10 protein-coding genes are annotated in these 13,706 nt (G+C 30.0%); 8 read left to right on the top strand and 2 right to left on the bottom strand.

Features of this window, described 5'->3' with window-relative positions:
• Nucleotides 1-150 precede the first annotated feature (150 nt).
• A complete protein-coding gene (locus ACM55I_RS11160) occupies nucleotides 151-4,578 on the bottom strand; it encodes a translocation/assembly module TamB domain-containing protein (RefSeq protein ID WP_416846880.1) in 4,428 nt (1,475 codons plus the stop codon).
• A gap of 210 nt (nucleotides 4,579-4,788) precedes the next feature.
• Between ACM55I_RS11160 and tsaD the strand changes: the two genes are divergently transcribed.
• The 8 genes from tsaD (at nucleotide 4,789) to ACM55I_RS11120 (ending at nucleotide 12,788) form a co-directional block, all read left to right on the top strand.
• Complete coding sequence (gene tsaD, locus ACM55I_RS11155) at nucleotides 4,789-5,811, top strand: tRNA (adenosine(37)-N6)-threonylcarbamoyltransferase complex transferase subunit TsaD (protein ID WP_416846879.1); 1,023 nt, start codon at nucleotides 4,789-4,791, stop codon at nucleotides 5,809-5,811.
• 3 nt (nucleotides 5,812-5,814) lie between these two features.
• On the top strand, nucleotides 5,815-6,519 hold the full coding sequence (locus tag ACM55I_RS11150; RefSeq protein ID WP_416846878.1) for a 16S rRNA (uracil(1498)-N(3))-methyltransferase: 705 nt from the start codon (nucleotides 5,815-5,817) through the stop codon (nucleotides 6,517-6,519).
• Between the two features lie 29 nt (nucleotides 6,520-6,548).
• Nucleotides 6,549-7,187: a DUF4159 domain-containing protein gene (locus ACM55I_RS11145; protein WP_416846877.1), complete on the top strand. Its 639-nt coding sequence runs from the start codon at nucleotides 6,549-6,551 to the stop codon at nucleotides 7,185-7,187.
• Nucleotides 7,188-7,747: 560 nt separating this feature from the next.
• On the top strand, nucleotides 7,748-8,698 hold the full coding sequence (locus ACM55I_RS11140; protein WP_416846876.1) for a zinc metalloprotease: 951 nt from the start codon (nucleotides 7,748-7,750) through the stop codon (nucleotides 8,696-8,698).
• A 219-nt stretch (nucleotides 8,699-8,917) separates the two neighbouring features.
• Nucleotides 8,918-9,868, top strand: a complete 951-nt coding sequence (locus ACM55I_RS11135) for a zinc metalloprotease (protein WP_416846875.1) — start codon at nucleotides 8,918-8,920, stop codon at nucleotides 9,866-9,868.
• 75 nt (nucleotides 9,869-9,943) lie between these two features.
• A complete protein-coding gene (locus tag ACM55I_RS11130) occupies nucleotides 9,944-11,035 on the top strand; it encodes an AI-2E family transporter (protein ID WP_416846873.1) in 1,092 nt (363 codons plus the stop codon).
• Nucleotides 11,036-11,037: 2 nt separating this feature from the next.
• Nucleotides 11,038-12,219, top strand: coding sequence for a class I SAM-dependent methyltransferase (locus ACM55I_RS11125; RefSeq protein ID WP_416846872.1), 1,182 nt, complete (start codon nucleotides 11,038-11,040; stop codon nucleotides 12,217-12,219).
• Between the two features lie 2 nt (nucleotides 12,220-12,221).
• Entirely contained in the window at nucleotides 12,222-12,788 is a 567-nt protein-coding gene (locus ACM55I_RS11120) for a hypothetical protein (RefSeq protein ID WP_039109850.1), read from the top strand.
• A gap of 1 nt (nucleotide 12,789) precedes the next feature.
• On the opposite strand, the gene ACM55I_RS11115 is transcribed toward ACM55I_RS11120, so the two are convergent.
• On the bottom strand, nucleotides 12,790-13,449 hold the full coding sequence (locus tag ACM55I_RS11115; RefSeq protein ID WP_416846871.1) for a M15 family metallopeptidase: 660 nt from the start codon (nucleotides 13,447-13,449) through the stop codon (nucleotides 12,790-12,792).
• Nucleotides 13,450-13,706: the final 257 nt, after the last annotated feature.

Below are 13,706 nucleotides of genomic sequence, written 5' to 3'. Positions count from 1 at the left end.
GTCAGCGCTCATTTTAAACGACGAAAAATAACAATTTTTGAACAAAAATTATCACAATTTATTTATAAATATTTTAAATGTAATTATAAAAAATAATTATAAACCACTAGTCTTTATGGTTTTATATTTTACACATCAAATATAAACGAACTAATCCTCTTTAGGAATAACAGCTTCCTGGTTGGTTTTTTGCTTTTCTGTAGTCGGTTTTTTAGGTTTCGAAAAGTTAATATAATCTGGAGATAAATTAGAATCTTGGTCCTCAATAGCAGCCTTAATTTCTCTATCAAGTTTATGCTTTTTAAATATTTTATTAACTAATTCTTTAAAAGTGTCAAAATCCACCTCATAAGAAACCCCTAAACCTTGCGTATACCCTATTCCTTGACCTATATAATTAATATCGTTTTCTTTATTGAAAAGACGTAAATTCATAGTACCATCTTCGTTAACCCTGTAAAGCACTTCTAAATCACCTACAATTGCTGATTCATTTATTCCGCCAAATGGTACCCCAACTTTTCCATTAATAGTAATCCTTTCATTAATTTTTGATGAAATCGTAGCAACAAATCTTCCATCCGTTTCTCTTCCGATTCTTTTATCAGCACCAATAAAATTAATTCCAACTTTAAATTTTTCGTTATCAGATTGTATTATGCCTCCTAATAAACTGGTTGCTGTTTCAAATAAACTACCTGAAAAATCAGATTGATTTACTCCTTCAGGACTTAAAAAACCACCTGATGACAATAAATATAATGCTTGCGTTTGCCTAACATCCTTATCATTTAATTTATACTGAATTTCTGATTTCAGGACATTACTTACCGTTGGGAATTCAATATTAAAATCTGGTTCCGGGCTCGTTAAATCCCCACGAAGACCTATCACAACTTCAACAGGAACTTTAGTATTAAAAGAAGAATTTTCTAATAATACAGCAGGATTTGCCGTTGTTTTGTAAACTGCTTCCAAATTTAATTGTGCTTTCATAGGATTCCCTTCCCAAGAAATTGAACCTCCTTTTTTTACAGCAAACTTTTTATCAATCAATCCGCCATATTTAAAATTATAAGTTCCTTCGTATGCCTGGAAATCTCCCCACATATTGAATTTACCCAAAGTGTTTATCTTAAATAATAAGGATCCAAAACCTTTTCCTTTCATTCCGTGCCCTGTATTTCTATCTAAAATAACTTCTACTTCAGCATTTGGAGTTATATCAAAATCAAACTCTAATTCTAAACCATTATAATTTCTGGTATTCTCGTAAATCCCTTTTTGAATATTATATTTTTCTTTAGGAGTAACAAAATGAATGAAATTATTATCACTAACACTTTCAGCATTATTAATAGGTATTTTTATTGCAGTTCCTTTTTCGGATTTTGCATCCACTTTTATAAATAAGGAATTCGTTGGTCCCTTAATCGTGGCAATACCATCTATAAAAGCAGTACCATAATAGGCTGCGTCTTCGCTGTCTTTAGTATCTAAAGCCAATAGATTTTTTGAATTAATGGCCAAATCTAATTTCCAATCACCAAAATTATGATGACTAATACTTCCATTTAAAGTTCCTTTAGTTCCATACTTAGTATCCGTTAGTGTATTATTTCTAAACAAAAACTTCTCATCAGCCAAGTCAACAATTGTTTTATCTTTTAATTCATAATCTACATTTAAATACGGAATAGTCATTCCAGCATTATCTATATAAAGGCGACCGTTTATTTCTGGTTTATTAAGATTTCCTTGAATAGTCGAATTCCCAGATACAGAACCTCTAATGTTTGACAGAACCTCACCTCCCAAAGAACTTAACACTCCTAAATTAAATTTCTCGAATTTCAGTTTTAAATCTAGAATTGTTTCTTTATCTACAATTTCAAAATTCCCATCAGCATTAAAAGATTGGAAATTTTCATTTTCGAGATTCGAATTTATAGTAAATTTTTTAAAACTTTCATCCCCTTGAATATCAAAATTCAAAATACCTAAATCCGTTTTATTCAAATTCAGATGATCGATTATTATGGATGCTGTAGGTTGAAAAACATTTTTATCTTGTTTATAATTTACTTCTCCATTGATATTACCATTAAAGACAAATTTGTTATTATCCGGTGTAATTTTATTTAAATCAACATTTTTAAAACTCAGTTTCAAATCTTTATAGGAAGTATCTTTTAAATCCCCTTTCAGTGAAATTTCTTGATTTTCATGAGACAGAATGATATTGTCAATATTGAAATTTTTAAAAGCCTTATCAAAAACTATTTGATTATCAGGCGTTTCTTTGGCATTCAAAAACCACAGATAATCTTTAAATTTAACTTCAGATTTACTAATACCCACAACATTTTTATTGGCTGCATTTATAGTATGATATAAATTTAAATTATAATAATCTTCCCCTTTTGCTCCTCCTTTAAATTCAGAACGAAAGTATAAAGTATCTTTCATTGTCACATTTATCAAACTAAAGTCTCTAATTTTATAGTATTTATTTTTAATACTATCTAATTCTATATAAGCATTATAAAGCGGGTTTTTATTATCTACAGCTATTCTAATATTATCAAAAGTATTGTTTGAAGCTACAATTTGCGGTGAATTAAAATTAAGCTTAAATTCCTGGTTGTCCGAGTTAATATTTCCTTTAAGGATAGTATTTGCACCAATTGAAATATCAGGATAAAAAATTTCAATAATTTTATTATAAATTGTAAAATCAAATTTCAGGAACTGTCCTTTTTTTACCTTATTTGGTTTATAATTTGTGTAAAGACTACCCAACGAATTTGTCACCATATTTTTTAATTGACTAAATTCATATTTACCCACAATCTGACCTTGGATAATATCAGGGGAATTTACAGTTATTGTTCTAACTTTATTTTGATCAAAAACTGAACTTACAGCAAAATCATTAAAACTATAGATTCCTTTTACATTTTGATATGAGGTCGCATTAATAAATAAATTCCCTTGCAGATTTTCTATAGTGTTCCCTGAAGCTTGAACAACAACATCGCCTTTAAATATTGAAATGGAATCTTTTACAAAATTCAATTTATGTAAATCAGCATTTTCAACATTAATATGAAAATCATAACGGCTATCTTTTTTACTTAAATCTAATAATCCATCAAATGTCATACTCAAATTAGGATCATTTACAGAAATCTGACCTTTATAATTAGGCATTTTAAATTTACCGTTGACCACAACATTATTATAAGTATAATTGTTATAATCAATTTTAGTAACATCTCCTTTTATCGACGTATCCAAATATTTTTCTTTAAAACCTTTCCCATCAACATCTATATTCATACTGACTTTCCCAAAGTCTTTTCTTTCAAATAAAGTACCAATATCAAAATCTTCTAAAACAACTTTACCTACATATGAAGCTTTGTCAATGAAATCTAAGTTTTTCATTTTCAAATCAGACTGGACTTTTCCTAAAGCGGTAGTCATAGAAAAACTAGCTTCAATTGCAGTAGTTGTAATCTGAGTAATACCTACTGCAGTAAATTTTCCTAATTTTTTTAATGTAGTTGGTAATTTTTTCCCAAGAATATCCGGAAGTATAACTATCAAATTATCATAACTCGACGAAAGCTTTTTGAACTTACCGTACATATAAAACTTTTGATCTTTTTTAGCAAAAAGATTCTTGAAGTTAACATTTCCTATAATCTGTGTATTCTTAGAATCTATTAAATTAAGATTTGTAATTTTTAAATCATTAAGAGTACCTTTAATACTTGCGTTAGTATAAAAATGCTGATTTTTACCTAATTCTTTATAAAAAAAGCGAATATCATTTGAAGCTATCGAAGTCGATTTCAACTTTATATCAAATTGAACTTTATCTGTAAAATTAGAGAAATCCTCAATCTTGTAATTTAGAAAAACATCACCCTTCAACTTCGAATCTTTCGTTACTAAATCAAGGTTTTCTAATTTTATACTCTTTTTAGAATAGCTAAATTTAGAACTTAAATTTTCAACATACAAACCTCGGTGATCCAGAAAGGACATTTTAGTAATAATAGTAGTTACTTCTGGTCCGTATATCTGAAAATCATTAACAGAAGCATTTAAATGAGTAAAATCAACTGATTTTGGAGTTTCCCGGTTTTCATCTGTTAAAATAAAATGGCCATTATAAATATGCAACTTAGTGGATTTAAGCAAAAAATGCTTTTGAGAAGGCTTTCCAGTTCCAAAAGCAGCAATGAATATATCTATATTTGACTCTTTTTCATTCTTATATGTTTTTAGATTGAAAACTAATCCGTCTAAACGCAAATCTCCAAAAATCAAGTCACCATCCAATAATTTCTTCCCTCCTAGAATGGTAGTTTTTATTCTATCAGCATAAATAAGTGTATCCTTATGATGATCAATAATTAGTACTTTTTTAAATTTTACACCTCCAAAAGCAGAAACTGCAACTCCGTCAATAGAGATATTAATTCCAAAATCTTTATTTATACTTCGAACAAAATATTGAGCAATTTTTGTTTGAACATAAGGTGTTGAAAGGGCTATTCCAAGCACCAATAAAAGTAGGATTAGTCCAAGTAGAGAACGAAATACTATTTTTTTAAATTTTTTGATACTTATTTATTGTTTTAATTTTTTATAAAATTTTATTTTGCTTTTGGAAACAACAGTAGCTTTAATAAAAATTCTTTAATTTTGGCTTTTTATGTAAAAAACCATTTTTACATAGGATTGTCAAATATAATTCAAAATTTGTGCCTTTTTATGCAAAATCCCGAGGTTTTTATTCTTGCTATCGAAAGTTCTTGTGACGATACTGCAGCTGCTGTTTTACAAAAAGACAAAGTACTCTCAAACATAGTCGCTAATCAATTGATTCACAATCAATATGGCGGTGTGGTTCCTGAACTTGCTTCTCGTGCACACCAACAAAATATAGTTCCAGTCATTGATGCTGCGCTTCAAAAAGCAAATATACAAAAAGAACAATTATCCGCAATTGCTTTTACCCAAGGCCCCGGATTGATGGGTTCCCTTCTGGTAGGAAGCTCATTTGCTAAATCATTGGCATTAGCCTTGAAAATTCCTTTGATTGCGGTAAATCACATGCACGCCCATATATTAGCGCATTTTATTGATGAAGAAGGATTTGAAAAGCCTACCTTTCCCTTTTTGGCTTTGACCATAAGTGGCGGACATACCCAAATTGTAAAAGTGAACGATTTCTTTGATATGACAATTATAGGGGAAACTACTGATGATGCCGTAGGAGAAGCTTTTGATAAAAGTGCAAAAATACTCGGACTTCCTTATCCCGGCGGACCTTTGATTGATAAATACGCTCAATTAGGAAACCCAAAAGCTTTTGCTTTTACAAAACCAAAAGTTCCAGGATTGGATTTTAGTTTTTCAGGTTTAAAAACTGCCATTTTATATTTTATTCAAAAGAAAAAATTAGAGAATCCAAATTTTATTGAAGAAAACCGAAATGATATTTGTGCTTCCATTCAATACACAATTATTGAAATTCTGATGGATAAATTAAAACTAGCCGTAAAGGAAACGGGAATAAAACAAATAGCAATTGGCGGAGGAGTTTCGGCCAATTCCGGAATAAGAAACGCTTTGGCGGAAGCCCAAAATAAATATGGCTGGAAAACATTTGTCCCTAAATTTGAGTACACCACGGATAATGCTGCAATGATTGGAATTGTGGGTTACCAAAAATTTTTAACTGGAAATTTTGAAACTTCATCTGTCGTTTCTAAAGCAAGAATACAATTCTAAATTATGCAATTATTTTATAATCCAACGATCAACGAGACCACTGAGAACTTTTCTTTTGACAAAGAAGAAAGCAAACATATCATTAAAGTATTACGCAAAAAAGACAGCGATATTCTTTATGTTACCAATGGTTTAGGGCATTTGTTTAAAACTGAAATCACTTTGGCTTCCGACAATAAATGTACGGTAAAAATTATTTCTTTCGAAAAGTCAGCACCTTCCAAATTTCATTTGCATTTAGCGGTTGCTCCCACTAAAATGAATGATCGTTTTGAATGGTTTTTGGAAAAAGCTACTGAAATTGGAATCCATGAAATCACGCCTATTATTTGTGATCGTTCCGAACGAAAAGTAATCAATACAGAAAGATTTGATAAAATTATATTGACTGCCATGAAGCAATCTAATGCATTATTTCTGCCAAAATTGAATGATGCGATATCTTTCAAAGAATTTATTAAACAAAAACAGGAAGGCCTGAATTTTATAGCGCATTGTGAGGAAACCAATAAAAAAACATTGAAATCTGCCTTAGAAGCAAATCAAAATATTACTGTATTAATAGGACCAGAAGGAGATTTTACAGACAAAGAAATCGAATCAGCACTAGATGCCAATTACATTCCAGTTTCTTTAGGCAACACAAGATTACGTACAGAAACTGCAGCTATTGTTGCGTGTCATAGTGTTATTTTTGTTAATGAATAGTATGAATTAATGATTCTGAATTTATAGTTATGAAAAAAATATATTATTTATTGCTATTAATTTCTGTCACCTCATTTTCGCAGGAAATCGCATTATTAAAGTATAGCGGTGGCGGAGATTGGTATGCTAATCCCACTTCATTACCTAATTTAATAAAATATTGCAATGCAAACATCAACACTAAAATAAAAACTAAGCCAGGAACGGTTGAACCCGGAAGTCCAGATTTACTTTCCTATCCATTCGTTCATATGACTGGACACGGAAATGTTGTTTTTAGTGATACTGAAGTCATTAATCTTAGGAATTATTTGCTTGCCGGAGGTTTTCTTCACATTGATGATAATTATGGCATGGATCAATACATTAGAAAAGAAATAAAGAAAATATTTCCAAACAATGATCTAGTCGAAATTCCTGCAAATCATGCTATTTTTCAAAAACCATATCTTTTCTCTAATGGATTACCAAAAATTCACGAGCATGATGGAAAAAGACCACAAGCTTTTGGAATATTTATAGAAAGTAAATTGGTGCTTCTTTATACTTACGAATGCGATTTAGGCGATGGATGGGAAGATCCTGAAGTACATAACGATCCCGCAGATGTTCGCGAAAAAGCATTAAAAATGGGCGCAAACATTATGAATTATATCTTTAATAATTAATCTCTGCAACTAAAGCATAAAGATATCAATTCGAAAGAAAATATTTCTTGTCATTTTCAGTATGTATTTTTTCTATTTCCAACACAATACGGGCTCACTTTTTACAATTAGTGAAACTTTTGGTGTTAAAAAAATCATCTTTTAAGAAAGAATATTCCCTCTATTCATAAAACTTCTCGAAGTACTGCTCTTTACGCGCCATACTCTGTAATTCATGAGACAAATGATTTACAGACCTATTATCCACAATAATTACAAAATTATCTCCTTAGAAATTACCGATACAAATAAATCTTTTAAAAAAAGTTTTTTTCAAGTTTCATTAAAAATAGACAACGAAATGGATGTGTTTTTAATGAAATTTTAACAATTTTAAATCAAATCTCACATATCAATATATTTGACGAGAACAGCAGTATCAATGTCGCACAAGTTACAACTATATCGTTATAGTTTATTTTTTATTTTTTTTACAAAAATTTGTTTTATCAAATAATTTGTTATAAAATTGTATTATCATTAACCCAAATCAATTTTTATAACAAAAAACTAGTATTATTATGAAAAAAATTCTTTTAACTGCAACAGCATTTTTGATGCTATTCTCATGTCAAAATGACCAAACAGAATCGACAGTTTCAGCAACAAATGCTATTGCACGCCGCTCATGCGCTTCACAAGATGTATTAGTGGAACAATTAAAAGCTGATCCTACATTGGCTTTAAGAATGAACCAAATTGAAGCTTTTACACAAAAATCAATGTTGACTAACCGTTTAGTAAATGGTAAAGTAGTAATTCCAGTAGTAGTAAATGTATTGTACAGAACTGCTGCTGAAAACATCTCTGATGCACAAATACAGTCACAAATTGATGTATTAAACAAAGATTATACTGCTACAAATTCTGATTTTAGTAGTACTCCTGCTGAGTTTGCTGGAGTTGCTGCAAATATTGGTATCACTTTTGAATTAGTAAAGATTAATAGAAAATCAACTACTAAAACTTCATGGGGAACTAGAGATACTATGAAAAAGACTAAACAAGGAGGATTAGATCCAACTTCACCAAGTACAAACCTTAACTTATGGGCATGTACAATTGGAGGAGGAATCTTAGGATACGCTCAATTTCCTGGTGGTTCATTAGCAACTGATGGGGTTGTAATTGATTCTAATTATTTTGGATTATCAAGCGCTGCTAGCTATCCTTACAATTTAGGAAGAACAGCATCTCACGAAGTAGGTCACTGGATGAACCTTAGACATATTTGGGGTGATGCATCTTGTGGAGATGATTTAGTTTCTGATACTCCGGTTGCTAAAACTTCAAACTTTGGTGTACCAACATACCCTTACGTAAGTACATGTCTACCTGCTCATAATGAAATGACTATGAATTACATGGATTATACTGACGATAGAGGAATGTTTATGTTTACTAATGGGCAAAAAGCGAGAATGACTGCTTTATTCGTTTCTGGCGGAGCTAGAGCAGGTTTCGGAATATAATTTTTTTTAGTTTTTTAGATTTTAAAACTCGCTACTTGTTAGCGAGTTTTTTTTTGAATAGTTCAGAGTAATACCCTTTATAAAATCATAATTCTTTAATGCTAATAGTCAAGTAACAATTTAAAGCTTCTAAATTTATTTTTTAATAAATAATAATCGTAAATTGCTTTATTATTTATTTGACAAACAGTACTTTATAATCTTAAAAAAACTACTATTATGAAAAAAATTATTTTAATTGCAACAGCATTTTTGATGTTATTTTCTTGTCAAAATGACCAAACAGAATTAACTTCCCATACAACAAACGCTATTACTCGAAGAACATGTGCTTCACAAGATGTTTTGGCAGAACAATTGAAAGCTGACCCTACATTAGCTTTAAGAATGAACCAAATTGAAGCTTTTACACAAAAAACAATGTTAACGAACCGTTTAGTTAATGGCAAAATAGTAATTCCTGTTGTTGTAAATGTATTGTACAGAACTGCCGCAGAAAACATCTCTGATGCTCAGATACAATCCCAAATTGATGTATTGAATAAAGATTACACAGCAACCAATTCTGATTTTAAAAGTATTCCTAGTGAGTTTTCAGGTGTAGCTGCAGATATTGGTATCACCTTTGAATTAGTAAATACGATTAGAAAATCTACTACAAAAACATCTTGGGGGACAAGAGATGCAATGAAGAACTCAAAAAAAGGAGGTATTAATCCAACTTCACCAACTACAACACTAAATATATGGGCTTGTACTATAGGAGGTGGAATTTTAGGATACGCACAATTTCCCGGTGGTTCATTGGCAACTGACGGAGTGGTAATTGATTCTTTCTATTTTGGTTCATCAAGCGCTGCAAGTTATCCTTATAATTTAGGAAGAACCGCATCTCACGAAGTAGGTCACTGGATGAACCTTCGCCACATTTGGGGAGATGCTTCATGTGGAGATGATTTAGTTTCTGACACGCCTGTTCACAAAACCGCAAATTTTGGTGTACCAACATATCCTTACGTAAGTGTATGTCTACCAACTCATAATGAAATGACTATGAATTATATGGATTATACAGATGATAGAGGAATGTACATGTTCACTAATGGCCAAAAGGCAAGAATGTCTGCTTTATTTGTTTCTGGTGGAGCCAGAGCAGGTTTCGGTATATAATTTTTCGGATTTTAGAATTTAAAACTCGCTACTTGTTAGCGAGTTTTTTTTATCTTTATATCCTAAAAAAGATAAATGATTACATCAAAAATTATAGCTAATGGAATTTTAAGAGCAATAACTACTATTGTTTTAGTCGCTTTATCTCTTTATTTTCTATATCAAATTCAATCGGTACTGATTTATCTAATAGTTGCATTAATTCTTACATTAATAGGAAATCCTATTTTAGATTTTTTTAAAAGAAGATTAAAATTCAAACATGTATTTGCTACAATTGCAACATTATTAATTTTTGTCTTTATTATAGTTGGATTTATAATGATGTTTATTCCTTTGATTTCATCACAAGGTCAAAATTTATCTCTTTTAAATACTGCAGAAATAGAAAAAGACACACTTCAATTAATTAACCAAATATCTTCATTTTTAGAAAGTCATAATATTGATTCCACAAAAATGCTAAAGGAATCTAACATCACTTCTAAAATAAACTTTAATTTTATTCCAAATTTTCTAAATGCCGTTTTAGGTACAATTAGTAGTTTTGGAATGGGCTTGGCTTCAGTACTTTTCATTACTTTTTTCTTTTTAAAAGACAGATTATTATTTAAAGATGGTGCCAAAAAATTAATTCCTGACAGCCATGAAGATCAAATTTTAAATTCTTTAGACAAAATAAATCACTTATTATCCCGCTATTTTATTGGATTACTACTCCAATTATTTATTGTGTTTATTTTATACTTTATTGTTTTACTCGTTTTTGATGTGTCAAATGCAATTGTCATCGCCTTTTTATGTGCTGTTTTAAATATTATTCCTTACGTGGGACCATTAATTGCCTCAATTTTAGCTGCAATTTTGACTATGATTGGTAATTTAGGTAGTGATTTTCAAACACAAATTTTACCTACAACCATTTATGTTTTGATAGGTTTTTGGATTGCACAAATTATTGATAACAATGTGTCTCAACCAATTATTTTTTCAAAAAGCGTAAGCTCACATCCATTAGAAATATTTCTTGTCATATTAATTGCGGGCTTTCTTTTTGGAATACTAGGAATGATTATAGCTGTTCCATTATTTACCATATTGAAAGTAATTGGTAAAGAATTTTTTCCTGAGAATAAGATTATACAACTATTAACAAAAAATATTTAATCTTGGATTTAAAAATTCTAAATCCCGAAATTCAAGAATTTATAGGGAAAAATATCTGTATTTCTATTTCGAAATTAGCGCTTCAAAAAAATCCTTTTCCAGATGTGGATTGGATTTCTATTTTAAATCAAATCGAAGCTAAATCAAAAGCAAAGGACAAACTACCTAATTGGTTTAGCACCAAAAATATTATTTATCCAAGTAAAATCTCAATAGAACAGACTTCATCTGAAAAAACAGCTTCTTATAAAGCTTCAATAATTTCAGGAGAACGTTTAATTGATTTAACAGGAGGTTTTGGTGTGGATGATTACTATTTCTCAAAAAAAATAAAAACTGTAGTTCATTGCGAAATCAATTCAGAACTGTCTGACCTTGTAAAACACAATTTTGAGCAATTAAATATTTCGAATATCATTTGCTATTCTGGTGATAGTTTAACTACATTAAATACTTTAAATACAAAATGGGATTGGATTTATATTGATCCTTCACGTCGAAATGATGTCAAAGGGAAAGTCTTTATGCTTAAAGATTGTTTGCCCAATGTTCCGGAAAATCTAGATTTTTATTTTAAGAATTCAAATGCCATTTTAATAAAAACTGCTCCGCTACTTGATATCTCCGCTGGATTATTAGAATTACAAAATGTTAAAACGATTCATATTATAGCGCTAGAAAATGAAGTAAAAGAATTATTATGGGAATTGCATAAAGATTATTCTGGAAATGTAAATATTAAAACAGTCAATCTTTTAAAAGACAAAAACGAAACATTCGACTTTGTTTTAGGAGAACAGACTAAATTAGCTTTTTTTAGTTTTCCTCAGAAGTATTTATACGAGCCTAATAGCGCTATAATGAAATCTGGTGGGTTTGATGAAGTAAGTTCATTTTACAACCTAAACAAGCTGCACAAACACTCTCATTTATACACTTCACTTGACTTAATATACTTTCCTGGACGAGTTTTTGAAATTCAAAATACATTTGCTTATAGCAAAACGGAAATGAAAACGTATTTAGAAAATACAAAAGCTAATATTACAACCCGAAATTTTCCTGATACTGTTGATACTATTCGAAAAAAATGGAAAATAAAAGATGGAGGAAATGTATATTGTTTTTTTACAACTGATGAAAATAACCATAAAATAGTTTTAATTTGCACCAAAATATCATAGAAATGAAACAAGTAATTACCGCAATACTATTATTCTTAAGCTTCAACATATTTGCTCAAAAAACATGTGAATATAGCGTAAACGTTACTGATTCTTTGGGAACTTATAAATCGACAAAGGAATACATGATTAGTGAGAAAAATTTTGCTGGAAATTCCAGTTATATCTTTTATTCATTGGCATTAACAGATGGTTTACCAACATTGAACGTACAATTGATTCAAAAGAGTAAAGACTTCATGAAAGCGAATTGCTTTGACAAAAATTCAAAATTGTTTTTGCAGTTAAATAATGGAAAAATAATAACGCTACTCCACATCGATCAAGAGAATTGTGGAACTATGATTCGTGATGACAAAGGCTATGACAATAGGGTTATTTCAGGTCAATTTATGTTTATGAAAGATAGTTTTGAAGAATTAAAAAATTCTCCTGTATCAATGATGAGAATTAAATATTTGACAGACACTGAAGATTATATTATTAGAAAAGAATTTAAATCGGAATTAAACAATGAGGTTTATCAACCAGAAACTTACTTTATTAATAACATCCATTGTATAGAATAAGTTAATTACAATCCCATTTGAAATTAGAAACTTTCTCTTTTAAAGCTGATCTTAGGTTATAATGCCACCATTCTGAATCAAAAGAGTTGAAGCCGTTTTTATTCATTATCTTTTTTAATAATTCCCTGTTTGCCTTAACCTCTTCTGATACATTTAGATACTTATGACTGGCTTCAACACCAAAATAATCAAAAGAAGTTCCCATATCCAATTCGTTTCCATTACTATTGACTAGAGTAATATCTACCGCTCCTCCTCTATTATGGATGGAACCTTTAGCAGGATTAGCCACATATTCTGGGTTAGGAACAATTTCCCACATTTTTTTCTGGATGTCCAAAGGTCGGTAGCAATCAAAAATTTTGATTTTATAGCCTTTCGTTATGAATTTTTTATTGGCTTCCAGCAATGCTTCAACAGTTTTCAATCTTAAAAAACATGCTGCGCAGTCATATACTTTAGCTTTTAAGAAATTATCCGTTGTGGCGTATTTCATGTCATACACAAAATCCGGGCTATAGTCTTTTAAATTTACGAAGGTCGTGTCATTGATAATTGGACTATTTTTTTCTTCATTAGCAGAAATAGTCGATTGCGATTTACAGGAAACAATCCAAAAAAGAGAACAAAAGATTAGAAATGGTTTGAAACAAAAAGTCATGAATGCTATTTTTTTATAAAAATAGAATAATTAAAGGAGTTTTCAATACATCTAAAAACAAAAAAACCGATACTAATTAAAGTATCGGTTTAAGTGAACCTTGAAGGACAAGATTCGAACCTTTTACTGGAAGATTTGCAACTCTTAGCCGACTGTTTTAACTAACATTAACGGTCTTCAAAAACAAACCTTTTATGTATAGGATTATTTTAATACCACAAACCGGAAATTCACCCTAGTTGAGGGATTAATATGTT

The organism is Flavobacterium algoris (assembly GCF_048158525.1).
GTDB lineage: Bacteria > Bacteroidota > Bacteroidia > Flavobacteriales > Flavobacteriaceae > Flavobacterium > Flavobacterium algoris.
This window is presented reverse-complemented; position numbering and strand designations above follow the sequence as displayed.

Bases quoted from the DNA above. Each gene is read 5' to 3' on its own strand.
- tsaD (WP_416846879.1), top strand. From the start codon at position 4,789: ATGCAAAATCCCGAGGTTTTTATTCTTGCTATCGAAAGTTCTTGTGAC.
- ACM55I_RS11150 (WP_416846878.1), top strand. From the start codon at position 5,815: ATGCAATTATTTTATAATCCAACGATCAACGAGACCACTGAGAACTTT.
- ACM55I_RS11145 (WP_416846877.1), top strand. From the start codon at position 6,549: ATGAAAAAAATATATTATTTATTGCTATTAATTTCTGTCACCTCATTT.
- ACM55I_RS11140 (WP_416846876.1), top strand. From the start codon at position 7,748: ATGAAAAAAATTCTTTTAACTGCAACAGCATTTTTGATGCTATTCTCA.
- ACM55I_RS11135 (WP_416846875.1), top strand. From the start codon at position 8,918: ATGAAAAAAATTATTTTAATTGCAACAGCATTTTTGATGTTATTTTCT.
- ACM55I_RS11130 (WP_416846873.1), top strand. From the start codon at position 9,944: ATGATTACATCAAAAATTATAGCTAATGGAATTTTAAGAGCAATAACT.
- ACM55I_RS11120 (WP_039109850.1), top strand. From the start codon at position 12,222: ATGAAACAAGTAATTACCGCAATACTATTATTCTTAAGCTTCAACATA.
- ACM55I_RS11115 (WP_416846871.1), bottom strand. From the start codon at position 13,449: ATGACTTTTTGTTTCAAACCATTTCTAATCTTTTGTTCTCTTTTTTGG.